Origin of the sequence: uncultured Nostoc sp. (assembly GCF_964245575.1) — a bacterium.
Taxonomy (GTDB): Bacteria; Cyanobacteriota; Cyanobacteriia; order Cyanobacteriales; family Nostocaceae; genus Nostoc.
This window is the reverse complement of the sequence record NZ_CAXTNP010000072.1, coordinates 1-22838: the sequence shown is the minus strand read 5'-3', so window position 1 is coordinate 22838 and position 22838 is coordinate 1. Positions and strand designations below refer to the sequence as shown.

The 22838-nt window shown below is 43.6% G+C and carries 17 protein-coding genes and 26 tRNA genes; 8 read left to right on the top strand and 35 right to left on the bottom strand.

Features of this window, described 5'->3' with window-relative positions; all coding sequences use genetic code 11:
• Positions 1–150: 150 nt before the first annotated feature.
• Both ACFFAP_RS13845 and ACFFAP_RS13840 read right to left on the bottom strand, forming a co-directional pair.
• On the bottom strand, positions 151–1878 hold the full coding sequence (locus tag ACFFAP_RS13845; RefSeq protein WP_375511740.1) for a succinate dehydrogenase/fumarate reductase flavoprotein subunit: 1728 nt from the start codon (positions 1876–1878) through the stop codon (positions 151–153).
• Between the two features lie 226 nt (positions 1879–2104).
• The gene (locus ACFFAP_RS13840) at positions 2105–2422 is read right to left on the bottom strand and encodes a hypothetical protein (RefSeq protein WP_273765957.1); all 318 of its coding nucleotides are present in this window, start codon (positions 2420–2422) and stop codon (positions 2105–2107) included.
• 867 nt (positions 2423–3289) lie between these two features.
• Here ACFFAP_RS13840 and ACFFAP_RS13835 point away from each other — a divergent pair.
• On the top strand, positions 3290–4144 hold the full coding sequence (locus ACFFAP_RS13835) for a hypothetical protein (RefSeq protein ID WP_375511739.1): 855 nt from the start codon (positions 3290–3292) through the stop codon (positions 4142–4144).
• Positions 4145–4230: 86 nt separating this feature from the next.
• Here ACFFAP_RS13835 and ACFFAP_RS13830 read toward each other — a convergent pair whose 3' ends face one another.
• The 4 genes from ACFFAP_RS13830 to pds form a co-directional block, all read right to left on the bottom strand.
• The gene (locus ACFFAP_RS13830) at positions 4231–5550 is read right to left on the bottom strand and encodes an ABC transporter substrate-binding protein (RefSeq protein WP_375511738.1); all 1320 of its coding nucleotides are present in this window, start codon (positions 5548–5550) and stop codon (positions 4231–4233) included.
• Between the two features lie 191 nt (positions 5551–5741).
• Positions 5742–5833: transfer RNA gene (locus ACFFAP_RS13825), tRNA-Ser, on the bottom strand.
• 120 nt (positions 5834–5953) lie between these two features.
• A complete protein-coding gene (gene crtB, locus ACFFAP_RS13820; protein ID WP_375511737.1) occupies positions 5954–6886 on the bottom strand; it encodes a 15-cis-phytoene synthase CrtB in 933 nt (310 codons plus the stop codon).
• Positions 6870–8309 (bottom strand): 15-cis-phytoene desaturase, encoded by a 1440-nt coding sequence (pds, locus tag ACFFAP_RS13815; protein WP_375511736.1) that lies wholly within the window; start codon positions 8307–8309, stop codon positions 6870–6872. The genes crtB and pds overlap by 17 nt, the downstream gene beginning before the upstream one ends.
• Positions 8310–8338: 29 nt before the next feature.
• Between pds and ACFFAP_RS13810 the strand changes: the two genes are divergently transcribed.
• Complete coding sequence (locus tag ACFFAP_RS13810; RefSeq protein WP_375511735.1) at positions 8339–8566, top strand: hypothetical protein; 228 nt, start codon at positions 8339–8341, stop codon at positions 8564–8566.
• 235 nt (positions 8567–8801) lie between these two features.
• Here the strand turns inward: ACFFAP_RS13810 and ACFFAP_RS13805 are convergent, their stop codons facing one another.
• On the bottom strand, positions 8802–9758 hold the full coding sequence (locus ACFFAP_RS13805; protein WP_375511734.1) for a phytanoyl-CoA dioxygenase family protein: 957 nt from the start codon (positions 9756–9758) through the stop codon (positions 8802–8804).
• Between the two features lie 334 nt (positions 9759–10092).
• Between ACFFAP_RS13805 and ACFFAP_RS13800 the strand changes: the two genes are divergently transcribed.
• Positions 10093–11181 carry a glycoside hydrolase family 3 N-terminal domain-containing protein gene (locus ACFFAP_RS13800; protein ID WP_375511733.1) on the top strand — a complete coding sequence of 363 codons (1089 nt, stop codon included), beginning with the start codon at positions 10093–10095 and terminating at the stop codon, positions 11179–11181.
• Here ACFFAP_RS13800 and ACFFAP_RS13795 read toward each other — a convergent pair.
• The 24 genes from ACFFAP_RS13795 to ACFFAP_RS13680 all read right to left on the bottom strand — a co-directional run bounded on the left by ACFFAP_RS13795 (position 11182) and on the right by ACFFAP_RS13680 (position 13960).
• A tRNA-Lys gene (locus tag ACFFAP_RS13795) sits at positions 11182–11252 on the bottom strand.
• 266 nt (positions 11253–11518) lie between these two features.
• Positions 11519–11592: transfer RNA gene (locus ACFFAP_RS13790), tRNA-His, on the bottom strand.
• A gap of 6 nt (positions 11593–11598) precedes the next feature.
• Positions 11599–11672 (bottom strand) — tRNA-Ala (locus ACFFAP_RS13785).
• Between the two features lie 93 nt (positions 11673–11765).
• A tRNA-Arg gene (locus ACFFAP_RS13780) sits at positions 11766–11839 on the bottom strand.
• Positions 11840–11845: 6 nt separating this feature from the next.
• A tRNA-Val gene (locus ACFFAP_RS13775) sits at positions 11846–11921 on the bottom strand.
• A gap of 108 nt (positions 11922–12029) precedes the next feature.
• Positions 12030–12099, bottom strand: a tRNA-Gly gene (locus ACFFAP_RS13770).
• Between the two features lie 5 nt (positions 12100–12104).
• Positions 12105–12177, bottom strand: a tRNA-Thr gene (locus tag ACFFAP_RS13765).
• 95 nt (positions 12178–12272) lie between these two features.
• Positions 12273–12345: transfer RNA gene (locus ACFFAP_RS13760), tRNA-Leu, on the bottom strand.
• Positions 12346–12349: 4 nt separating this feature from the next.
• Positions 12350–12422, bottom strand: a tRNA-Pro gene (locus ACFFAP_RS13755).
• 6 nt (positions 12423–12428) lie between these two features.
• A tRNA-OTHER gene (locus ACFFAP_RS13750) sits at positions 12429–12506 on the bottom strand.
• Positions 12507–12655: 149 nt separating this feature from the next.
• A tRNA-Leu gene (locus ACFFAP_RS13745) sits at positions 12656–12733 on the bottom strand.
• Positions 12734–12739: 6 nt separating this feature from the next.
• Positions 12740–12816, bottom strand: a tRNA-Leu gene (locus tag ACFFAP_RS13740).
• 6 nt (positions 12817–12822) lie between these two features.
• Positions 12823–12898: transfer RNA gene (locus tag ACFFAP_RS13735), tRNA-Gln, on the bottom strand.
• Between the two features lie 3 nt (positions 12899–12901).
• Positions 12902–12974: transfer RNA gene (locus ACFFAP_RS13730), tRNA-Gln, on the bottom strand.
• 5 nt (positions 12975–12979) lie between these two features.
• Positions 12980–13080, bottom strand: a tRNA-Asn gene (locus ACFFAP_RS13725).
• Between the two features lie 6 nt (positions 13081–13086).
• A tRNA-Phe gene (locus ACFFAP_RS13720) sits at positions 13087–13161 on the bottom strand.
• A 21-nt stretch (positions 13162–13182) separates the two neighbouring features.
• Positions 13183–13257: transfer RNA gene (locus ACFFAP_RS13715), tRNA-Arg, on the bottom strand.
• Positions 13258–13261: 4 nt separating this feature from the next.
• Positions 13262–13351, bottom strand: a tRNA-Ser gene (locus tag ACFFAP_RS13710).
• A 4-nt stretch (positions 13352–13355) separates the two neighbouring features.
• Positions 13356–13438: transfer RNA gene (locus ACFFAP_RS13705), tRNA-Tyr, on the bottom strand.
• Between the two features lie 7 nt (positions 13439–13445).
• A tRNA-Glu gene (locus ACFFAP_RS13700) sits at positions 13446–13516 on the bottom strand.
• Between the two features lie 63 nt (positions 13517–13579).
• Positions 13580–13651, bottom strand: a tRNA-Trp gene (locus ACFFAP_RS13695).
• Positions 13652–13654: 3 nt separating this feature from the next.
• Positions 13655–13730, bottom strand: a tRNA-Met gene (locus ACFFAP_RS13690).
• A gap of 10 nt (positions 13731–13740) precedes the next feature.
• A tRNA-Cys gene (locus tag ACFFAP_RS13685) sits at positions 13741–13813 on the bottom strand.
• Between the two features lie 73 nt (positions 13814–13886).
• Positions 13887–13960 (bottom strand) — tRNA-Asp (locus ACFFAP_RS13680).
• A gap of 515 nt (positions 13961–14475) precedes the next feature.
• On the opposite strand from ACFFAP_RS13680, the gene ACFFAP_RS13675 reads away from it, so the two are divergent.
• On the top strand, positions 14476–15315 hold the full coding sequence (locus ACFFAP_RS13675; protein WP_375511732.1) for a polysaccharide deacetylase family protein: 840 nt from the start codon (positions 14476–14478) through the stop codon (positions 15313–15315).
• A 34-nt stretch (positions 15316–15349) separates the two neighbouring features.
• On the opposite strand, the gene ACFFAP_RS13670 is transcribed toward ACFFAP_RS13675, so the two are convergent.
• The 3 genes from ACFFAP_RS13670 to ACFFAP_RS13660 form a co-directional block, all read right to left on the bottom strand.
• Positions 15350–15739, bottom strand: coding sequence for an alr0857 family protein (locus tag ACFFAP_RS13670; RefSeq protein WP_229483123.1), 390 nt, complete (start codon positions 15737–15739; stop codon positions 15350–15352).
• 16 nt (positions 15740–15755) lie between these two features.
• Positions 15756–16262: an HNH endonuclease gene (locus tag ACFFAP_RS13665; RefSeq protein ID WP_375511748.1), complete on the bottom strand. Its 507-nt coding sequence runs from the start codon at positions 16260–16262 to the stop codon at positions 15756–15758.
• A gap of 114 nt (positions 16263–16376) precedes the next feature.
• On the bottom strand, positions 16377–16628 hold the full coding sequence (locus ACFFAP_RS13660; protein WP_375511731.1) for a hypothetical protein: 252 nt from the start codon (positions 16626–16628) through the stop codon (positions 16377–16379).
• Positions 16629–16699: 71 nt separating this feature from the next.
• Between ACFFAP_RS13660 and ACFFAP_RS13655 the strand changes: the two genes are divergently transcribed.
• The 3 genes from ACFFAP_RS13655 to ACFFAP_RS13645 all read left to right on the top strand — a co-directional run bounded on the left by ACFFAP_RS13655 (position 16700) and on the right by ACFFAP_RS13645 (position 20423).
• Positions 16700–17035 carry a hypothetical protein gene (locus ACFFAP_RS13655; RefSeq protein ID WP_109011785.1) on the top strand — a complete coding sequence of 112 codons (336 nt, stop codon included), beginning with the start codon at positions 16700–16702 and terminating at the stop codon, positions 17033–17035.
• Between the two features lie 752 nt (positions 17036–17787).
• The gene (locus tag ACFFAP_RS13650; RefSeq protein ID WP_375511730.1) at positions 17788–19809 is read left to right on the top strand and encodes a GAF domain-containing protein; all 2022 of its coding nucleotides are present in this window, start codon (positions 17788–17790) and stop codon (positions 19807–19809) included.
• A gap of 8 nt (positions 19810–19817) precedes the next feature.
• Positions 19818–20423 (top strand): SRPBCC family protein, encoded by a 606-nt coding sequence (locus ACFFAP_RS13645; protein ID WP_375511729.1) that lies wholly within the window; start codon positions 19818–19820, stop codon positions 20421–20423.
• Positions 20424–20512: 89 nt separating this feature from the next.
• Here the strand turns inward: ACFFAP_RS13645 and ACFFAP_RS13640 are convergent.
• Positions 20513–20585, bottom strand: a tRNA-Glu gene (locus ACFFAP_RS13640).
• A gap of 323 nt (positions 20586–20908) precedes the next feature.
• Between ACFFAP_RS13640 and ACFFAP_RS13635 the strand changes: the two genes are divergently transcribed.
• Positions 20909–22828 (top strand): cation:proton antiporter, encoded by a 1920-nt coding sequence (locus ACFFAP_RS13635; protein WP_375511728.1) that lies wholly within the window; start codon positions 20909–20911, stop codon positions 22826–22828.
• The last annotated feature ends 10 nt before the right edge of the window (positions 22829–22838 follow it).

Sequence of the window (22838 nt, the reverse complement as noted above, 5' to 3'; positions counted from 1 at the left end):
TCTATATTTATGACTTTAAAACATTTTTCGGTCAAGTAGAGTCTAATGCTGACTTAAACAGTAGCTATATTTTATATATAAAATATAGAGTTTATATAAAAAGCGGGGAGATAGGAAAATTTTTATATCACCCTACCCCCGAAATTCTAGCTAATACTTCCGCTCTTTTGGCTCAAACATGGTAATCGCCACCGGTCGATATTGGATGTCAATTCCTGCTGGTGAATAGTAAGCCATTGTGTGTTTGAGGAAGTTGATATCATCTCGCTCGGAATAATCTTCACGGAAATGAGCGCCACGGCTTTCCTGACGATTCAGGGCTGATGCCAAAATAGTCTGTCCCACTACCATCAAACTTCGCAATTCCAAAGCTTCCACAAGTTCTGTATTCCAGCAACTACCTTTGTCATCTAAATAAATTTGCGGATACTGCTGTTGTATTTCTTCTAATTTTTGTAACCCTTCACTCATTAATGCCTCAGTGCGGAAAACACCGCAGTACTCAGTCATACAATCCTGGAAGGCTTGACGAACTTGGTTAATGCGATACTTTCCTGGTTGTTGTAGCAAAGCTTGAATTTGTTGCTGGGCTTCTGTTACATAGCGTTGCTCATCTACAGAGGGCAACTTACGTTTTTGGACAAATTGCGCGATCACAGCCCCAGTTCTCTTGCCATAAACGACACATTCCAGCAAAGAATTACTCCCCAAGCGATTAGCACCATGTACGGAAACACAAGATGTTTCACCAGCAGCAAAGAAGGCATCAACTAAACCATCACCACTACTGCGGACTTGACCATCGGTGTTAACTGGGATACCACCCATACAATAGTGAATTGTCGGGCGGACTGGCATAGGTTGAGTTACCGCGTCAACACCTACCAAACGGTGTGCTTCTTCCCAACAGAAGGGGACGCGACTCATAATTTTTTCTTTGCCCATGTGGCGTAGATCCAGATAGACAAAGGGGCCACCAGCACGACCATCAAGATGAATACCACGTCCGGCGCGAATTTCGTAAGAGATCGCTCGTGAGGTAATATCACGAGGAGCCAGTTCCATGCGACTGGGTGCGTAGTTTGCCATAAAGCGATCGCCTTCACTATTAATCAGATACGCCCCTTCACCCCGTACCGCTTCTGAAATCAACACGCCTACCGGATATAAGCCAGTGGGATGAAATTGGACAAATTCCATATCTTCTAGAGGCAAACCTGCGATCGCAGTCATTGCCAAACCATCACCAGAAGAAGCGTAATCATTAGAGGTAGTGTTATAAACGCGACCATAGCCCCCTGTGGCAAACATCACTGCCTTGGCTCGCACCACCTCTATACGTCCATCCAAAAGATGGAACATTACCACACCCTTCGCCTCATTTTCTGACAAAATGAGACGCATCACATACCATTCTTCATAAACTTGCACCCCATAACGCCGCAGGTTGTTAACCAATTCGTGCAAAATCGCGTGACCGGTCTTATCAGCTGCGTAGCAAGTGCGGTTGTGGGAATGTCCGCCAAAAGCCCGTTGGGCAATGCGCCCATCGGGTAAGCGAGAGAACAAAACGCCCATGTGTTCCAAGTCAATTACCACATCTGGCGCTTCTTGGGCGAGAATTGCCACAGCATCTTGGTCTGCCAAGTAATCAGAACCCTTGACAGTATCAAAAGCATGTGCTTTCCAACTATCTTCTGAATCAACATTTTTCAGCGATGCAGCCATACCACCTTGAGCCGCCACCGAGTGCGAGCGAATTGGGTGGGTTTTGGCAACCACAGCAATATTTAAATTAGGGTCAGTGCGGGCAATTTCTACAGCAGCGCGACATCCCGCCAATCCACCCCCGACAATAATCACATCGTGTTCCAGCATAATTAGCCCCTGATTGCAAACCCTTGCTGTTCTATTGTAAAGAGGTGATTAATCAGGTAGTGCGTTGCATCTCTACAAAAAAATCCCTGCCTTTAGACAGGGATTTTATCACAAATTTTGAAATTAGGAAGGAAAAGTTAAAAATGAAGAGTTAGGTTTTCACTCCTAACTCCTGTACAGACGCGATTAATCGCGTCTCTACTCCTAACTCCTAACTCCTAACTCTTCAGCTAGTCGCTTGTACAGGTTGTTGCTGAGACACATTACCTGGTATGGGTTCCATTTTGGTTCCAGGCCCTACAGGAGTGACTTCAATATGATTTAACAAGGTAGTGACAAACGCAAACAACAAGAAAGGTAGCGATAGCAGAACGACAAGACCAGCTGTTGCTAAAGCGTACACGGGTCGCTTGGCACCCATAAGCGCCAAGGCTGATGCCAAACTTAGGGTAATTGTAATCAACCAAACAATTATTTGACCGTAGATATCACCGAAAGTCAGGGTACAGACAAACCGATATTTTTGAGTATTATTTCCGCTCATCACATTTGCCTCAAGTCTCTCCTAATAGGTTCTACGTTAGAACTATGTTTGCCTTGTAGACAATTTCTAAATATTTTTGCAAGCTTCGTAATATAACTTCACAATAAACTTTTTTTGTTACAAAGCGCAATTTCTAGTACAGCATGACAGAAATACACCAACCATACGCTACGGAAAGCCTTTCTTTTGTAGTCGTCGTTAGCTGGAATTCTCCCCTTCTCTTGTGCTACGAAATAATTTAACTGTTAGCTGACTCACCCGCCTCGAACTAAAGTTCTTTGGCTTTTAGCTAAAGTCTACTGAAGTAGACTTTAGATTTTTGGGTATATCTTAGTCATCAAGAGATGACTTTTATTATTAGCAAGGAACTTCAGTTTCTTGCGGAATATGACTTTTACATTAAGTTGACACGTATGCACTGCGTTACCCGAGTTTCCCGCGTTGTACTCCTTTGGAGAACCCGCAGGGTAGTAAGTGGCGTTGTGTTATGCCGTAGCCTAACGCACCATCCCAATAACGCACCCTACTACATTGAAGCCAATGTGCTTAACAGTTAGCACAAAGACTAAGGAGCTAGGTGTTGATATAGGCTAAGTTTTTTGTTAAAAGTTTTCGCAATCCTAATCACCTCCTTAACAAATAGACTCTTTGCCTAAAGCAAAAATAATTTTTGTCATCTGCCAAAATCCAGATATTTAGGATATGGTATTTAATTTTTTTGATAGTAAATATTAACTAGATAAATCCAGTAAAGTCAGAATGGAAAAACCAATTTTTTGATGTTAAATTTTGAGTATTGCCCGAATTTGTTGACTTTAATCAACAAAACCCTTTATTTTTCGTGGCAATATTGTTTTAGGAGTGAACGTGAATACTATTTTTTTTCGTAAAGGTGTTTTTTGGTTGCCAAGTATAGCTGCTCTTACAGTCCTGAGTAGCGGTTTATCTGCAAGTGCCCAGACAGTTAACAAGGTGAGCAGTCAAGCATTAACCGACCCTTCTGCAACCGTAGCGTCTCCCAACGAGTTTAGTACAGAACTAGACACTGTAAGCCAAAATCTCTCTACAGAAACAACTGAAACATTTACAGCAACAAATTTAGCTAAGGTACAGCAGCCCCCAAACGCTGCGATACAGGAAAACGCCAGTGTAACGCCTACACCCATTCCAGGCACAGTGGCAACCTCATCTGCAACGCTTACCTCTGAGTTTGTGCAACCGACTTCTGAAACGACTTCTGAAACGACTTCTCAACCATCCGCTCCTAAAGTAGCGCAATCGGATATTGATTTAGGTAGAACTACTCGTGGCGGCAGCAGCTATATTGGCGTCGCTGCTAACATTGGTTTAAATGGTGGGGACTCATCTTTGGGCGACGGTAACTTCGCAGTAGTCAGCAAAATTGGATTGACAAATGCTATATCGGTGCGACCCTCAGCCGTATTTGGGGACAACACCACAATTTTACTTCCTGTCACCTATGATTTTAACTTCAAGTCAGCAGATGCTTTTAGCGAACCGTTAGCGATCGCACCTTATGTTGGAGTGGGTGCAGCTTACAAAACTGGTGATGATTCGCAATTAGCCTTTTTGGTATCTGGTGGCATTGATGTGCCTCTAACTCCTCAATTTACTGCAACGGCTGCTGTGAATGCCGGATTTTTCGATGAAACTGATGTAGGCTTGTTGTTAGGAGTTGGTTACAACTTTACTGGCTTTTAAAAGTTAGGGAGTTAGGGAGTTAGAAGTTATGAGTTAGTAATATTTTACTCATAACTCCTAACTCTTAACTCATAACTCCTAACTTTTTACTTAGGGGTAACTTTATCAATTACCTTGATTTTGCCATCGTCTCCTACTGTCCAGACATCGTAAACACCGACGACATCGCCGTTAGCATCAACATCTACGTTGCCACTGGCTCCTTGATAGTTAATCTTTTTACCATCTTTAAGTAACTTCAGTCCCTCGCAGACATCGGTAACTTCCGTACCAGGCCCATCAGCCACTTCACGGATTTTGCTGGCTATACCAACACCTGTGTTTTCTTTAGCAGCTTGTGCAGCCAACGTCAATAAGGCGGCCGCATCCCAAGCTTGAGGAGCATATTCCCCTGGCGCACCACCCTTTTTATCTTTCCACAGCTTGTTGAAAGCTTCTAGTGCTTCACCATTGGAACCGGGTACTGTACCTATCGCTCCGGTTAAAATAAATTTATCACCATCTTTGCCAACTTGTTCGGGAAAAGTAGGTGATTTGACCCCATCTGTGAGTAAAATTTGCACTCCCTTTGTCACACCTTGCTGATAGGCGGCTTTCAGGAACAAACTACCAGTTTCAGCGTACAGTACAGCTAGGACTGCATCTGGTTTACCAGCAAAAGCAGCAGCCGCTTCTGTATCAAATGTCTGGGCTTTTGGGTCGTAGCGGACAGGCTTATCTTTATTAACAATAGTGCCACCCAATTTTTCAAAAGTTTGCACAAATGCTTTTTCAAAGCCAACGCCATAGTCGTTATTAATCACAACTGTAGAAACTCGCTTGAAACCTTTTTTACTGGCAAGTTGGGCTAAAGCTAGTGCTTGGTAGGTATCGGGGGGAGCGGTACGCGCCCAAAAGCCTTTATAGTCGCCTTTTTGAGCTTTTTCAGTAAAGACAGGACTGGTACTACCAGGGGAAACCAGCATGACTTTATTCGGCGTGGCAATGGAGACTGCTGCACTAGAGACGCTACTGGCAAAGGAACCAACTACACCTGCTACTTTATCTAAAGTTGCCAGTTTGGTCATACCGGCAGCACCGGCTCTGGGGTCGGTTTGGTCGTCTACTTGCACCAAGGTAACTGGTTCGCCATTCACCCCACCGCAGGCGTTGACGGTATCGACGAGTAAAGGGACAGAACCTAGCATCTGCTGTCCGACAGAAGCCAAGTCGCCTGTTGTCGGTAGCAAGGAACCAATTTTTAGCCCTTTATCACTGCTTGTAGTAGTTGAGTTTGCCGCTGGGGTAGCAGTACTTCCGTTGTTAGCTGTGCCATTGGGGGTACTATTATCACCACAAGCCCCAACTAGGAACCCAATTGCTAGGGTCGCTATACTGAAGGTTAAGGCGGCGCTAATTTTTCTCATAAGTAACTTTGACTCCTCAGATATTTAGGAGCCTAAAAGTAAGATTCAAACTAGATTTCTAAGTTAGCTGGATCTTATCAGGACTCCAAAAGATAAATCATATCATCCATCTTTGGGAGTAGAAATATTTACCATTACATCAATATTATTGTTTTACACAGAATATATCCTGTGTATCAAAGGCTGGAAAACGGAGAGGGAGGGATTCGAACCCTCGGTACGGAGTTGCCTGCCGTACAACAGATTAGCAATCTGCCGCTTTCGACCACTCAGCCACCTCTCCATGACTCACGAATATGAATGTTACCAGATTTGTTTGGGAGAGTCAATAGTCATTAGTCATTGGTTGTAGGTTATTTACAAAACACTAAGGACTAAGGACTAATGACCAAGGACTAATTTTTTAAAGGACTTGCGATCGCATCCAAGCCACGGGCAAAGTGCGTAACTTTTTCCACTGGGGAACGTAAGCCCTTTGACTGAACACATCATAATCGTTGCGTTCAATCACCTCCAAAATCTGTCCGTATAACATTGATGCTGCCCACACGGGCCAACGGGCATCGGATGCTAAATAAGTAATTCCCCGATCGGATGTGCTATAGAATTGGCGGGCCCGATCAATTTGAAAGCGCATGAGTGCCCGCCAACGATCATCTACCACACCTTTGAAAAAGTCTTGCTCGGTGTAGTTGAATTTTGCCAAGTCCTCAAGGGGAATGTAGATCCGTCCTCGTTTGGCATCTTCTCCCACATCTCGCAGGATGTTGGTGAGTTGATTAGCAATTCCCAGAGCGATCGCTTCTTCTGTGGGAACATAAGGTTGTTTGTTCTGATGCCACGGAGCTGTGTATATAGTGGTATCTACACCCATAACTGCTGTTGACATTAAGCCAACAGTGCCAGCAACGCGGTAACAGTAGAGGTATAAATCCTCAAAGGTTTCATAACGACTGCGATATAAGTCCATGCGCTGACCGGCAATCATATCCCGAAAGGGCTGAATGTCCATCGGAAAGCGCTGGAGGGTATCAACTAAAGCGACATCGTAATTTTCTAATGGCTGTCCCGCAAAAATCGATTCCAGCTGCTGTTCCCATAGGTCTAGGGTTTCTGGCGTGGTAATAGCAGATGCGGGGCCATCTACCAATTCATCTGTACGGCGACACCAAGCGTAAATTGACCAAATAGATTGACGTTTTACCGGACTCATGAGCAAAGTACCCAGGTAAAAAGTCTTGGCATACTTTGCTGTGAGATGCCGACAAAGTTTGTATGACTCGTCTACAGAGACCAGCGTTTTCATGCGCGGGGGGGAATCAGGCAGTTGCAGCATTCGTTGCGGGCGGTCGGGTGAGCGTTTGCAGGTTTGAGGAATTTGCTACCGGGAGAGCCTCAGAAATTGCCTGCGCTGTCAGCTTACCAGAAAGTACGGCACCTTCCATACTGCCTAAGTAGCGTTGCATGGTATAACTTCCGGCGAGATAGAAGTTGGCAATGGGCGTAACTTGTGCGGGGCGGTACTGTTGACGACCAGGGGTCGCTTTGTAAACTGAACGCGGCGTTTTCACCACATGAGATTTCAGCAATGTTGCTGGATTGTCTCCCCCAAAGTGGTCGGGGAAAAGTTTTTCCAACTCAGCAATCGTTGCAGCCACAATCTCCTCATCAGATTTGGCAATCCAATCTTTTGCCGGAGCTAGAACTAATTCCAGCATTGAGCGATTGGGGTTGGCGTATTCACGGCAGGTATTGCTCATATCAGCATAAACGCTTAGGAGGGGTGATCGCGAAAAAAGCAAGTGATCAATTTCTGTAAGTTTCCGGTCAAACCACAGATGCAGGTTAATCACTGGTACTCCTTCCAAGCCTTCTAGCTTCTTGAAAAACTCCATAAGCTTCCAAGGTTTAGGCAACATGACTTTCAATGGGTCAACCGACATGGCAGATACATACACATCAGCAGTTAAAATTTCATCTTCTGCCCCATTTAACCCTCGAATCAAGTATCCTTTCACTGTGCCATCGGCGTTGAGCAAAATCTCTTTCAATGGGGCTTTTAACCGCACTTCTCCACCGCGTTCTGTGATGTAATCTACGATCGGGCTGCATAGACGTTCTGTGGGAGAACCATCCAAAAATGCAATCTTGGAGCCATACCGTTCTTGCAAAAAGCGATTTAGTGCAGTTAACAGAATCGTTGCCGAAACTTCATCAGGATTGATAAAGGTGAGCGCTTTACATGCGGCAATAAAAACGTCACTAGTTACCCGCTCGTCAACACCTTGCCTTTTCAACCACTCTAAGAAGCTATACTCGTCCATCTCTTCAACATACTTCTGACCCCGAACCACTGCTGGAAGTAGGCCAACTGCAAACCGAATCTTCTGCTCCCAAGTCAACATGTCTTTGTTGCGAAGAATCGACGCAATCACGTTAAAAGGAGATGGAATATCTGGAACATCAAAACGTGAGAGTGTTCCAGGCTTGTCTGGTTGATTGAAAATCAACGTATGATCTTTCCACTGGAGTCTATCTTCAATGCCCAACTCCTTGAGCAATTGGAGCATATTAGGATATGCCCCAAAGAAGGCGTGTAACCCGGTTTCGTACCAGTCGCCGTCAGAGTCTTTCCACGCCGCAACAAGACCACCCAATACGTCCCGGCTTTCCAAGACAATGGGAGTGTGACCTGCGTCCGTGAGATATTTCGCGCAGGAAAGTCCTGCTAGACCAGCACCCGCGATCGCTACTCGCATTTAACCCTAATGCCCTTCAATATTTCTTAATGGTTTTGTCGATTCTCATTATACGTTGCAATCCGTTACATTTGGCAGTTATTGTGCGATCGCTTCCCCAAAAAACTTTTGCCAAAGGGAATTTTATTTACACGTACCTGCCCAACAAAATTGCCAATACCATTGTTGGTAATAGCTTTTGGCAAGCATTTCATCTAGATTTACATTCAGGAAATTTAGGCAAACATAAAGTAATTCCTTTAACTAAAAATAGTTAATCTCAAACGTGGTCTTAAACTAGTTGATTTCTTTTGGAATCCGTGTATCTCTTCTGAGAAAATATCTCAGACAGTGGTGAAAGACTACCAGTTGATTTCCAGAATACTTTTGTTCGGCAAACACCCAATTAGTGTAAAAATAAAGACCAACAATATTTAAATTAAGTATTTTTGCTGTTACATTAGGGTTACAATTGTGGAAACGAAAAAGTAAACTCCTTACCACATAAGTTACCTAAATACATTTCAGTAAAGAAGATGCTCGGAAGTCGTGCTGCATTCCATAGTCAGTTCGGGCAAATTCTATTTGTAATATTAAACGGTCATTATGAGTAGGAGTAATTCCTTTATGAAAACAAAGCGGATCTTCCACAAATCCAAAACCAGCTTTGCCACAAATCTTTACTAAAGATTCAGAACCATAATAATCGATGATTTCTTCATCTGTCTCTCGTTTACGTAGCCAAAGATGTGACAGCTTCTTCTTATTGTGACTACCACGAACACAGATATGAGGCCCGCTTTTATCATCTACATCAGTCAAATAAAAGAAAAACTTTAGAAACCGATAATCGTCTAAATCGTAATGAAACAATTGAGCAGCTTGGCTTTTTTGATGATCCGTTGTTTCTCCTGAAAAACTCCACCACATCATATTCCCTTGATGTACTGCTTGAGTATCTAAATATCTAGCAGCTATTGCCAATAACTTTGGATCATTTTGAAGTTTTTTTATAGCAGGGCAAAGCAAAGACGTATTAAAATAACTACCGATGATAAAATGTTTTCCTGACTTGATTTGAGCTTGTTGCTTTTGATGGTAAAAGAAACCCATATTTGTTTTTCGATTGCCATAACAAACTGTTGAATGAGCAAAATCGACTATTTCTTTAACAATCTCTTGGGGTAAATTAATTCCCAAATATAATCCTTCAGTTTTGAGGGTGTTAACAACGTCGTCTACATTCACATCTGTAAAACAACTATTTCTATCATTAACAATTGATGAATATAATTTATTTGAGGGGTTTAACAAAAATATCATTATAGTTCGCCCAGTTTTAAATCGGGCAATTTTACGCATTAAAAGCCATCTCGGATTTTTAGTCAATCCTTTATAATTTTCATAACAAATATTATAAAATTTAGAAAAAATTCTATTTAGATGGTTTTTGAATAAACTTATAGACATAAGTCTCCTGATCAGATGGTAGGATGCATTCACAGATTGACTCCAAAGGAGTACCGCAAAAGGATTTTTGCGGAAAAAGTAATCTATACTTACGTAAGTAAGATCATGTATGTATCTTAATTGTTAAATAATGAATAATAATACTTGCTGGGAGTATATTTACTGTTTCTTTTTAAAAGTCAGTCTTTTTTAAAGAGTTACTGAGAGGTTGAAGGGTATTGTTCAACAAGTAAAAGAGCAAAGAGAAAATTCTTTCCCTCCTGCCTCTTAAAAATTCCCACTCCCCATAAGGGTGTAAAATCGTTGTTTGCTACACAAGTATAGGTAAAGGATTATGCCAATATCGCAGGAGCTAAGGTGTTTTGGACATCACCTGATTCTAGGTATTTCTGGCACGACATTAAGCGATGATGATAAACGTGCCCTCAATGGATTGAGACCGATTGGGGTAATCTTTTTCGCCAAGAACTTTTTAGATGGCACCCCATATCAGATTTGGCTGGAAAGCTTCAAAAATTTAAACAATCAGATACGAGAATATACTGAACGTGATTCGATGTTTATGACTTTGGATCATGAAGGAGGTCGTGTCATTCGTACACCACTGCCGATTACGCGGTTTCCTCATGCGTTATTGCTGCGATCGCACGCCCGCGAAGTAGCAAAAGCCACAGCAGTAGAACTCAAATCACTGGGAATAAATTTATCTTGGGCACCTGTAGCAGATATTTTTTCCTATCCCCACAACCCTGTGATTGGGCCTCGTGCCTTTGGTAACACTCCCGAAACTGCTGCAAAAGATGCTCGTGAGTATTACCTTGGACTTCAAGAGTCAGGAATTTTGGGATGCGCCAAACACTTCCCTGGACATGGAGACACCAGCAAAGACTCTCACATTGAGCTACCAATACTGAATCTAACTTTAGAAGACCTGCGACTTCGAGAACTCATACCTTTCACAGCTTTAATTGAAGTACAGATTCCTTTAATCATGACTGCCCATATTTTATTTCCTAAGATAGATGCTGATGTGCCAGCAACGCTTTCCCACGCTATTCTCAAAACCATACTTAGAGAGGAACTTGGCTTTGAGGGAGTGGTTGTTTCTGACGACTTAGATATGAAAGCGATCTCAGATATGTTTATTAAAGCTGGTACTGTAGCGCGGTCATTTCATGCAGGCTGCGACCTGTTTATTGTCTCGCGTAATATTAATTCATCATCTATTGAAAAAACTTATCAGATTGCTGAAGATTTCGTCGATTCCCTCAGCAAGGGTAGCTTAGATGAATCAGTAGTGGAAGCAGCCAAAGAAAGAATCGATAAACTACTGGCAGTAACACCGCAATATCCCGTAAATGCTCTGGATAAAGACATATTATTGCAACATGCTCAACTAGCGATCGCTAGTTCCTATTCATAATGGGTGGTATAGGGGTCGAACCTATTTCTGCGGGTTAAAAGCCTGCTGCACAGCCGTTATGCCAACCACCCTAGTTAATTTAAATAAGAAATGAGTAAGTGCGATCGTATACTTAGATATCAGCCTTTGTAACACCAACACTAGATATAAATCCACCAGGGAGGTACTGCCCCTCCTATTTCTGTGTTATCAGCACAGCGCCTCGCTTTTCGGCTTCAGGTGGATAGGCGGAAGATGGAGGAATCGTAGCTTGCTTCCCGTAGGGTACCCCTACAGTTGCCCATACCCTGGTTTTCAAGACCAGTTGCCGTCCATTCAGCAGCATCTTCCATTCAAGGGTGCCTGACGGGACTTGAACCCGCTATGACTGGTTCCACAAACCAGCGCCTCGACCACTTTGGCTTCAGACACCATCAGTGGAATCAATGGGACTTGAACCCATAACCTCCTGCTTGCAAGGCAGGCGCTCTATCCATTTGAGCTATGACCCCATCAAACAAGTGAAAAACTACAAGTAAAAAATAATAAAGAAAGACAAATAATTAAATTCTTTTTTTTGACTTTTGACTTTTGACTTGTTTAGGCGGGAGTGGTAGGACTTGAACCCACAACTTTCGAGGTAGAAGCTCGAAGCTCTATTCCATTGAGCTACACTCCCAATATTTGGTAGTCTTGGCAGGAATCGAACCCGCGACATTCTTCTTGTAAGGAAGACACTCTACCAATTGAGTTACAGGACTACGCAAGTGAATGGAGGGACTTGTTCGCGCAGCGTTCTCGAAGAGTACCCACGCACTGAGTATGGCGCACTCAGATGCTACCGATTACATCACACCCGCAAGTTTCAGATCGGACGGCGAGATTTGAACTCGCACAAAGACGTTGGAAGCGTCTCATGCTGCCGTTACATCACACCCGCATCAAGCTGGTAACAGGAATTGAACCTGCAACCTACTGATTACAAGTCAGTTGCTCTGCCAATTGAGCTACACCAGCACTAATTTTGGTGACGGGGGCTGGAATTGCACCTGCTGATGTGAGGCTTATGAGACCTCCAAGCCACTCTTGCTTCATCCCCGCATAATCACCAATACCCCTGACTGGATTTGAACCAGCAACCTCTTCGTTCTAAGCGAAGCGCCTCTTCCGTTGGGCTACAAGGGCAGAGTCTGAGTGGCAGGGATTGAACCTGCGACCTGGAGTTCCCAAAACTCCCGCGCTCCCAACTGCGCCACACCCAGATATTTTGGTACTCCCGACAGGACTTGAACCTGCAAAAAACTAGATCCTCAGTAAATGTGCGTCTTCCATTCCGCCACGAGAGCTTGTACCAATTCTCTAAAATCTGGCAACAAATTCAAACCAGGAAACCCAGATGAAATCTAACTTTTTTAATTACGAATTACGTTAGCGTAGCGGGGCGTTCGCGATAGCGTCTCGTAGAGAAGCCCATTACGAATTACGAATTAGGTATTGGTACTCCTGGTGGGAGTCGAACCCACAACGAAACAGATTTTAAGTCTGCCACCTCTTCCAATTGGGCTACAGGAGCAAGTTTTGGTACTCTTGGTGGGAATTGAACCCACAACATGCCGTTTTTGAGACGGCAGCCTCTTCCAGTTGGGCTACAAGAGCAAAGTTTGGCAGCCCCACCAGGACTCGAACCTGGAATCTTCGCCTTCAAAGGGCGCTATGTTGCCAATTACACCACAGGGCTTTATTGCCAGGGCAGGGTTTGAACCTGCAACCTCATCGTTCAGAGCGATGCGACTTACCAATTCGTCCACCCGGCAATGAATGGCTGCCTCAGTAGGACTTGTAGACGCGAAGCGGCTTCCCGCAGGGTATCTACAACCGCGCGGTTAACAGCCGCTTGCTCTGCCATTGAGCTATGAGGCAACGAAGCCCCCCAGGTCGGAATCGAACCGACGACCTCCTGTTTTTCAAACAGGCGCTAACTACCAACTGAGCTACCGGGGGATAAAAGAAGAGATAATGTAACGAGAGCGGAGGGATTTGAACCCTCAAATCTTCAGTTTCGTAGACTGATATGTTATCCAGTTACACCACACTCTCAAAACGGAGAGAACAGGATTTGAACCTGCGACGGGTATTAACTACCCGCTTCCTCTTAGCAGGAGGACGCTTTCAGCCACTCAGCCACCTCTCCATAGTGGGTCGAGCAGGATTTGAACCTGCGTGCAAAAAAGAACAGTTTTACAGACTGTCGCCTTCAGCCAGACTCGGCCACCGACCCATAATCATTCCCTCGACGAGAATTGAACTCGCATCTATGCTTTGAAAGAGCACTGACTTAACCATTCGTCCACGAGGGCATAATTTACCGAATTTTAGATTTTAAATTTTGGATTAAATTTTTTAATCTAAAATTGTCTGACACAGGGACTAGGATTTGAACCTAGAACATCGGATTTGGAGTCACGAGGTGTTGACGTTACACCATCCCTGCATTTGGTGGCAGCGGCGGGATTTGCACCCGCATATACCAGGGTATGAACCTGGGGCTTTGCTGGTTAAGCTACACTGCGATCGCACCAGAGGCTGAGGTGAGATTTGAACTCACGATATCGGTTTTGCAGACCGACGCCTTCGACCACTTGGCTACTCAGCCATTTGGGAGCCTCGACAGAAGTTGCACCCGCTTGAGAGGCACAGCGACTTATCTAGTCGTCCACAAGGCTACACGGGAGCAACGAGAATCGAACTCGTAACCTATCGCTCGACAGGCGATCGCTCTAGCCATTTGAGCTATACCCCCATAGTTGATATCTGTGCCTAGTATTTAGGCTTATAGGCACAGATTTTTGGTGAACTTGCCCATTTCTTATTTAGTTTTCAAGGTTCAGAAAATTTACTTTTAACTGTTAGAAACTGTTAGAAAAACAACCGAAACTCTAGGTAGCAAGCCTGCTGTGTATTACGGATGTATTCTGTGGTTTTGCTGAGTGCAAACTTAAAACTTTTTTGGTTGATTGCTTCTACTTTCGATGGTTTGCAAGTAGGAACAGCTTTGTTGACTGGGGACTTTGGTTTATTCCAACACCTGTCCTTTAGTTGTATGTAGAACATGACTTTGACTTTTGAGAAGCTTTGTCTTTCGCTTTACTACATCTATACTACACAATACTACAAGAGGTGTCAAGGGGTTTCAGAAAAATTTTTGGAAATTGTCTATAAAAGCTTCTGCACTTATATTTGAGCTTGCTAAACCCTCTGAAAAATCAAACTACAGTTTATGATTGGGTGAATCTTTAAAAGCCTGAAAAGCCTGACGTGACAAACAACTACCTCAAGCGACAACAGATAATTATTTTTGTCGCAATCACCTCTACGATTACAGCTTGTAGTATCGCCCCACAATTGGGGTTGAACAAGCCTTTAAGCAAAATCCATCCTGCACAAGTTCAAGCTCATCCAGCAAAGGCCCACACTAATGCCCAACTACCGCCATCAGCCAAAGTAGAAAATCTTACCTTTACAGTCCCAGCTAAATTTCAGGGAAAAACAGTTTATCAGGTGCATCCCAGGAACAACGAGAAGGTTATTGCTCTAGGTATTGATGATGGCCCCTGGCCGAAGACAACTCTAGAAATGCTGGATATCCTGAAGCAAAATGATGTTAAAGCGACATTCTTTTGGGTAGGACAAGCCTTGCAAGCAAATCCTGACCTAGCCAAGCGTGAGGTAGCGGAAGGAGACGCCATTGGCAACCATACTTGGCATCATTGGTATCGACGAATGGATAAAGCCACAGCCAAGAGTGAAATTGATCGCACATCTGATCTGATATACAAAACTACAGGAGTTAAAACTGCTCTGTTTCGTCCTCCTGGAGGCTTTTTAAACAATGGACTAGCTGCTTACGCTAAAAGTCAGAAGGACGCTGTAATTATGTGGTCAGTAACTTCAGCTGATACCGATCCTCATGCCAAACCACAAGCATTTGTAAATAATGTCCTGAAAGGCGCGAAACCAGGTTCTATTGTTTTGATGCATGACGGTGGTGGCGATCGCCAAAGAACTGTACAAGCATTGCCACAAATCATCAGTGGACTCAAACAGCAAGGCTACCGATTTGTGACAATTCCTGAACTGCTGCAAATGGGGCAATAAAGGGTGAGAAATTCTACTCACCCTAGTATTTTATTTATTCGCTCATGACAGAAGCACAAGCTTGAGATTCTTGCCAGAGTTTGTGCAAAAAGAACTCAGCGCGATCGCTCATAGTGGTGAAAAACACGCCTACAGCATCCTTAGAACTATCTAATAGCCAAGAACCCCGCAGAGTGACTTCCATATATTCGGCATCGCAAGCACAAAGGGCAATGATTTCTCTGTCATCTCTTTTTACCTCAGCCTTAAGTACTTCTACTCCTGGCAAATCAACAGGAAGCAAGAAGGAAGCGGTACTGGGTTCAATGCATAAACTTTGCCCAACTCGCAGGGCTAAAATCACTCGCTGTGCTACCCATTCTTCTAGCGACAGAGTGAGACATTCCAAATAAAAGCTGCTTTCAGTGTAAGTTAATTTCAGCATTCCTTATGCTCTCCTGTTATTCCAGGCTTCCTTGCATATCTATCCAAAACTGTTCGGCAAAAGAAATCGCGGGGTGGATTGGTGCTTTTGGCTTGGTACGCAGTTGCATACCAGCCTCAAACAAGGTGCGATCGCCTTTTCGGGAGTTACATCTCTCACAAGCTGTGACTACGTTATCCCAAGTGTGAGAACCGCCTCTTGATCGCGGCATCACATGATCTAGCGTTAGATGTTTGCCGCTACCGCAGTATTGACAAGTGTGATGATCTCGTCGCAACACTTCCCGCCGATTCACTGGCGGAACTTTCCACATCCGCTCATTAGAAGCAACTGTTAAGCGAATGTGTTTTGGCACATCAATTACCAAACTGGGTGAGTGAACTCGCCATCCGTCTTCTGTGGTGAAACCCAGAGGTTGAGCTTTGTCTGTTAGTAACAGCACAATCGCCCGCTTGATATTGATCCGACAGAGTGGCAAGTAATTTTGAGAAAACACCACCACAGATTGCTCTAACACTTGCATTGCGTTCGCGCCGCGCATTGAAGATATCGTCACAGCTTAACTCCTTATAAAAAAACCCCCGCTTCAAGTTTTCGGTGAAGCGGGGGTTAGAATTGACCGGAAAATTTTCTGGTCTCATATCGGTACAGTATTCCTTTGTCTGTACCCCCCCGTTTCTTCATCTAGTTCTGGTTTTGCAATCAGCGCACTAATGCTGAGATGTCTAAAATCATAATTACCCTCTGTGATTTGCCCATGATTTCGGCTACCATCGCCCATAAATAAATACTCCACTTCCATAGCAGCCGATTCCCAACCGATTCGGCAATTGGTGGCGCACAAAATTGAAGTAGAGATGGGGTAAATGGATTTCACAGAAAATTTCACCTATTGAATATCGCTTTAAACATACTACACTTGTATTACTATCTTGTCTATACCTTTAAGGAGAAATAGTGATGCATACGATCGCTCGCACCCCAACCACCGATATGGAAGTTACCAGCATCCGCCTAGAACGGGAACTGAAAGATAAGCTCAAAGAAATAGCTGGCAATCAGGGATATCAAGCTTTAATCCGAGATATCCTTTGGAATTATGTCCAGCAAAAATCAGGTGAATGGAAGCCTCGATTTTCGCGAACCGACATTCGAGCTAGCATCGCTGCCACAGCTCAGCAAGAAGAACGCTGTGTACTCACAGGTCAACTAATTCAACCCCAAGAACCGATGTTGTTGGGGCTGACCAGGAATGGCGATATGGTTCCTCTGAGTGTTGAGAGTTTGGCTGGATAGTCTTATATTCAGGCAATGCAGCTCAGTTATTTTTGCTAAATAATTGGGCTGCATTGAGAATTTAGCTTTATTTTATCTAATACATAAAACTTATTGTTAAGAAGTTTAGTTTATGTACTCTATTGCTGCTATGAGATAGCTCTGTTTGATAAGAGGCAGGGAAACAAGGGGAAGAGGACAAAGGAACAAAGAGAATTGGGGACAAGAAGAAAGACTTATTGCAAGTTCTCACCTCTTGTCACCTTCTCCCCTGCCCCCCTGCTCAAGAGCTTTTTCACGCTCTGGCTTAGTTATATTTGATTGAGAGCAACACAGATCAAAGGGTAGCTGGTTAAAAGACTAAAATAAAAACGAAATTTTACAAAATCTTTAAAATAGAGCCAGTGTTTTTACGGTTATGGCAGGGGAATTTTCCTAAAATTCCAGAGAAATTACGGTTTATGTATACTTACAGACAGGATATTCTAAGTCAAAATTAGTTAATTATCTCAATATAAAGAAGATAAAGCAGCCAAAAATAATCAGGCTAAGTCATTTTAAAATATCCTAAGTATCTCACTACCTATGTAGCAATTTGTTTAATATAACGGAAACTTGGGCATCTCCCATAGAAAAGGGCTATAACAGGTGAGAGAAAGTATTCATACAAGATTTGTGAATTATCAAGGTAGAGCAACACAACTAACGGTGAAGAATATGCCAAGAGGTTGGGTGCAAAAACAATGGAGTTATTATCCAAGAGCGTGCCAAGAATGAAAAAGCCTTTATCGTCGCCGCCACATTATGTAGATGACATAGATCGACTACAACCTTACCAAGTCAAGCTGATGCAGCATCAGGAAGAACCTGCCCACAAGTTGGTACAAAAGATTAACCAAATCATTGCCAATAGCTCGGCGCCGGCATTGATGCTCCAAGATATTGCCCAATTGCTAGGAGTTGTCTTTCAAGTAGATTGTTGCTGCTTGGTTTCAGTAACGGGTGAGACATCCCACGAAGCGACTAGTACTAATTGGTGTGCTGATGAGTATCTAGCATTACCACACGCAGAAGAGATGTTTTCGATGGAACAGTTGCTTATGCACTCGCCAGTGTTGCAATGTGCTGCTGAACCATTGACTATTGAAGATATTTCCATCATTCAGAACAGTCTGGTAATTGGGTGTCAATATTTGCCACTACCGATAAAAGCAGTTTTGGCAATTCCCACCCGGTTTGGTGGCAATAATAATGGCGTGATTAGTCTGATTAAATTCCAACCTTATGATTGGAGTGAATCAGAAAAACAACTCTTAAAAGAGGTGGAGTCGGCTTGTGCGCTCGCTTTTTCTCGCATAGCACAAGCCCAGCTAATTGCTCATCAACAACAGTATCTGCAAAAGAGCAAGCAGTATCAAAGCTTAATCAAGCAACTAACCTTACTGAGTCGTAGCAACTTGGAGCTGAATCAAATGCTCCAATTAGTTATCGCCTCTACTGCCGAATCTCTACAGGCAGATCGGGGTTTGCTTATACTACTAAAATATACAGACCCACTATTTAAGACTCAAGCTAAAAAACAAATTCCTAAAGCGAAAGCTAAAGTGGTTGGTGAATGGGCTAAGGAAACACAAATTTATCGTACTACTAAACCAGATACCTTAGAAGATCAGTCTTTCTTGCTTTCAGAGTGTGGTTTATGCCAGCGTGCTTTCATAGATTCTGCCAAACCAGTAATGTTTGATAATTACACAGAGCAAAATGATACTTCCTCAGCTGCTCGATTATTTGTAATAGAGCAATTGCCTGCGGTTTTATTAGTGCCATTAGAGAGTCAAGGTAAAATCTTAGGATTCTTGGTGCTACAGCAAGCTGTTACTCGCAATTGGCAAGCAGCAGAATTAAATCTTGTGGAACTGGTTTGTGCTCAAGTAAGTAACGCCATAATTCAGTCACAGACATTGCGCCAAGTGCAAACTTTGGTAGATGAACGGACGGCGAAACTACAGAGTAGTCTGGAACTCCAGGCAAAATTGCATGAAAGAACCCGGCAGTATGTTGAGCAGCTGCAGAAACTCAATGAACTCAAAGATGAATTTATGAGTAACATGAGCGATCGCTTGCGCTATCCTTTGACAAACATGCTGATGTCAATTCGGAACTTACGTTTGCCAGGAATCGCGCCAGAGCGTCAGGTTCGATACATGGATATCCTAGAGCAGGAATGTACAAAAGAAATCAACTTGATTAATGACTTATTGACACTCCAGAAACTAGAGTCGCCTCACGAAGCCCCGCAATTAGAATCTATAGATTTAAATACTAGAATTCAGGATATAGCAGGATCTTTCGAGAAAAAACTTGCAGAGAAGGGATTAAAGATTTCTGTAGATTTACCAGAGGAATCGCTAAAACTGCAAACTGAACTGGAAAGTTTTGACCGCATCCTGCAAGAATTGTTAACAAATGCCTGCAAATACTCAGAGCATGATACCATTGTTCACCTTGAAGCCTCTCACCAACTTGATCGACAAATTGATCAAGTTATCATGAAGGTGACGAATACAGGACGTGCCATCTCTAAAGAAGAAGCGACCTACATTTTTGACAAATTTCGTCGCGGAAAAGGACGCTGGACTCCAGGGACTGGCTTGGGACTTGCTTTAGTCAAGTCTTTAGTGCAGCATCTGAATGGAGCGATCGCAGTTGAAAGTCTCCCAATTTCGGATTCTCAACAGAGCGAAATTTGCTTTACCCTGACTCTGCCCCAATTTTCTGACGAAAGCAAACCATAATTCTGAAAGTGACTAAAAAACAGAACGCAACAGAGAACCTTGATTTCCAATCTCCTAGTGATGACATCAACCTCGAAGGGGATTTGACTGTTGATGCAGTCGTGGCAGCTAAGGTAGAAGTTCAAATTGAGAAAATAGCAGAGCGACAGCGACAAATCACCGCTAAAGTTCAAATTCCCCAAGCAGTGGAACAAATCTGGAAGCTTCTGACAGATTATGAAGCCTTGCCTGACTTTCTCCCCAACCTCGCCAAGAGTCGTCTAATCGAGCATCCCAATGGTGGAATTAGATTGGAGCAAGTAGGCTCCCAGCGCTTACTGAATTTCAACTTTAGTGCGCGGGTAGTTTTGGATTTGGAAGAATACTTCCCCAAAGAAATTAACTTCCGCATGGTAGAGGGAGATTTTAAAGGCTTTTCTGGTAGCTGGTGCTTAGAGCCTTATTTTTTTGGTGAATGTGTAGGAACAAATCTTTGTTACACAATTCAAGTTTGGCCTAAACTCACTATGCCAGTGGGAATCATTGAAAACCGTCTTAGTAATGATTTGCGGTTAAATCTTTTGGCTATTCACCAACGTGCAGAAGAGTTAGCCAGCACAGAACCTTACGTATAGTTAAACTGTCATTCAGGAAAAGCCTGAATGATAGTTTAATTTTAGATATTTCCAGCAAAAAACACTTTTGCTTTTTTATTGTTTTTCAGTACCCCCAGGGGAATTCGAATCCCCGTTACCTCCGTGAAAGGGAGGTGTCCTAGGCCTCTAGACGATGGGGGCATCGGACTCAGACCTTTTATAAGGTAACCAATTTCCTAGCCTTTGTCAACAGCTTTTGCCAAAAAAAGTTTGTGGCGGCTAAACTGGGTGGAGGCAAAAGCTTGAAGAGGATAGAAAGAGATGGAAACACCAAAAGAATTCTGTAGATGCTTTTGCGGCAAGCCGCAGGGTTTATCAGCATCCGGCACTGGGGATTTAAAGGGACGCTCAAATAGAAAAGCTAAATTCAGCAATGGACAAAGGGTATAATGTTGTACCGTGTAAAGTTAGTATCTACGGTTTTTTATAAAAGATTTTGAAAGAAATCGCTCAAAATCTACAAAATGGAAGCATCTTTTGAAATTACCCTACAAATGGCGATCGCAGTCCTTGCAGGCATTAGCGCGCAAGTGCTGGCTGCATACTTTCGGATACCTAGCATCGTTTTGTTATTGCTGTTGGGCATCTTCTTAGGCTCTGATGGCATCGGACTGTTGCACCCCCATTTACTAGGCACTGGATTGGAAGTTATTGTTGCCCTAGCAACGGCAATCATTTTGTTTGAAGGCGGACTTAACTTGGATCTGCGAGAGTTAGGTAGAGTTTCAGTCAGCTTACAATTGCTCGTCACTCTCGGAACGCTAATCACATTGGTTGGTGGGAGTATGGCTGCTCACTGGCTGGGTGAATTCCCCTGGAAGATAGCTTTTCTCTATGCTTCCATCGTTGTGGTGACAGGCCCAACCGTCGTTGGGCCTTTGCTCAAACAAATCAATGTAGATCGGCAAGTATCAACACTCTTGGAAGGAGAAGGGGTAATAATAGACCCTGTAGGAGCTATCCTCGCCTTCGTCGTCCTCGATACGATTTTAAATGGCGATGCTGACCCCATTAATGCGATCGTCGGTTTGCTGATGCGCCTGGGTGTTGGGGCGGCAATTGGTGGTGCTGGCGGTTATCTGATGAGTTTGATTTTCAAACGCGCCAGTTTTCTGTCATTCGAGCTAAAAAACTTAGTGGTATTGGCGATACTTTGGAGCCTGTTTACCTTATCGCAAATCATCCGCAGTGAATCAGGAGTAATGACAACAGTAGTCGCAGGAGCAGTCTTTGCTAACTCCTCAGTCCCAGAAGAACGCCTGTTAAGGAGCTTTAAGGGTCAGTTGACAATTCTCAGCGTCTCGGTACTGTTCATCTTATTAGCTGCTGATTTATCGATTGCCAGTGTGTTCGCTTTGGGTTGGGGTAGTTTATTCACTGTTTTGGTACTAATGTTTGTCGTTCGCCCAATTAATATCCTCTTGTGTACCTGGAACAGTGACTTAAACTGGCGACAAAAACTGTTTTTAAGCTGGGTTGCTCCTAGAGGAATTGTTGCTGCCTCCGTCGCTTCTTTTTTTGCGATTTCTCTGACACAGCGCGGCATTAACGGCGGTGATTCCATCAAAGCTTTAGTTTTCCTGACAATCATCATGACTGTTGTCTGCCAAGGGCTAACAGCTGGCTGGGTTGCTAAATGGCTGCAAATCACTTCCAAACACGTAACTGGGGCAGTGATTGTGGGTTGTAATCCGTTAAGTCTTTTGATTGCCCGCTTCTTTCAAGAACGGGGAGAAAACGTGGTCATGATTGATACTGACCCCGAATGTCTTGTGCAAGCCGAGGCGCAAAATCTGCGGGTGATTGCTAGCAGTGGGCTAGATGCTGCTGTTTTGGAAGAGGCAGGACTTGGCTCTATGGGTACTTTTTTGGCTATGACTAGTAATGGCGAGGTGAATTTTGTTTTGGCTCAACGAGCAGCTGAGGAATTTAAGCCGCCGCGCGTCTTAGCTGTTTTCCCCCGCGATCCGCAAGCGAATACTTCGGCTAGTAATAAAGTTAATCAAGCTTTTATCCCAGACTTAGCGATTAAAACTTGGAATGAATATTTGAATGATGGGCGCGTCAAGCTGGGGACAACTACGCTAGATGAGTTGGAATTTTCTACTCAATGCGATCGCATCCAAGAAAAAATTCGGACTGGGGTGTTGATACCGCTATTGGTAGAACGAGAAGAACGCTTACAGGTAATACCAGCTAACCAAGAATGGGAAATTGGCGATCGCATTATTTACCTGTTGCATGATCCCAGACCTAGCCTTTTAAAACGCTTATCTGGTGCTACTCAATCCACTCCCCTCTCTCTAGAAAAGTTACCAGAGGTTGAAGACCTATCCCTCTCCCAATTGCCTCAATTTTCCACTAGTGAGGCTCCTGGGGGATGAGGCAGAGGGG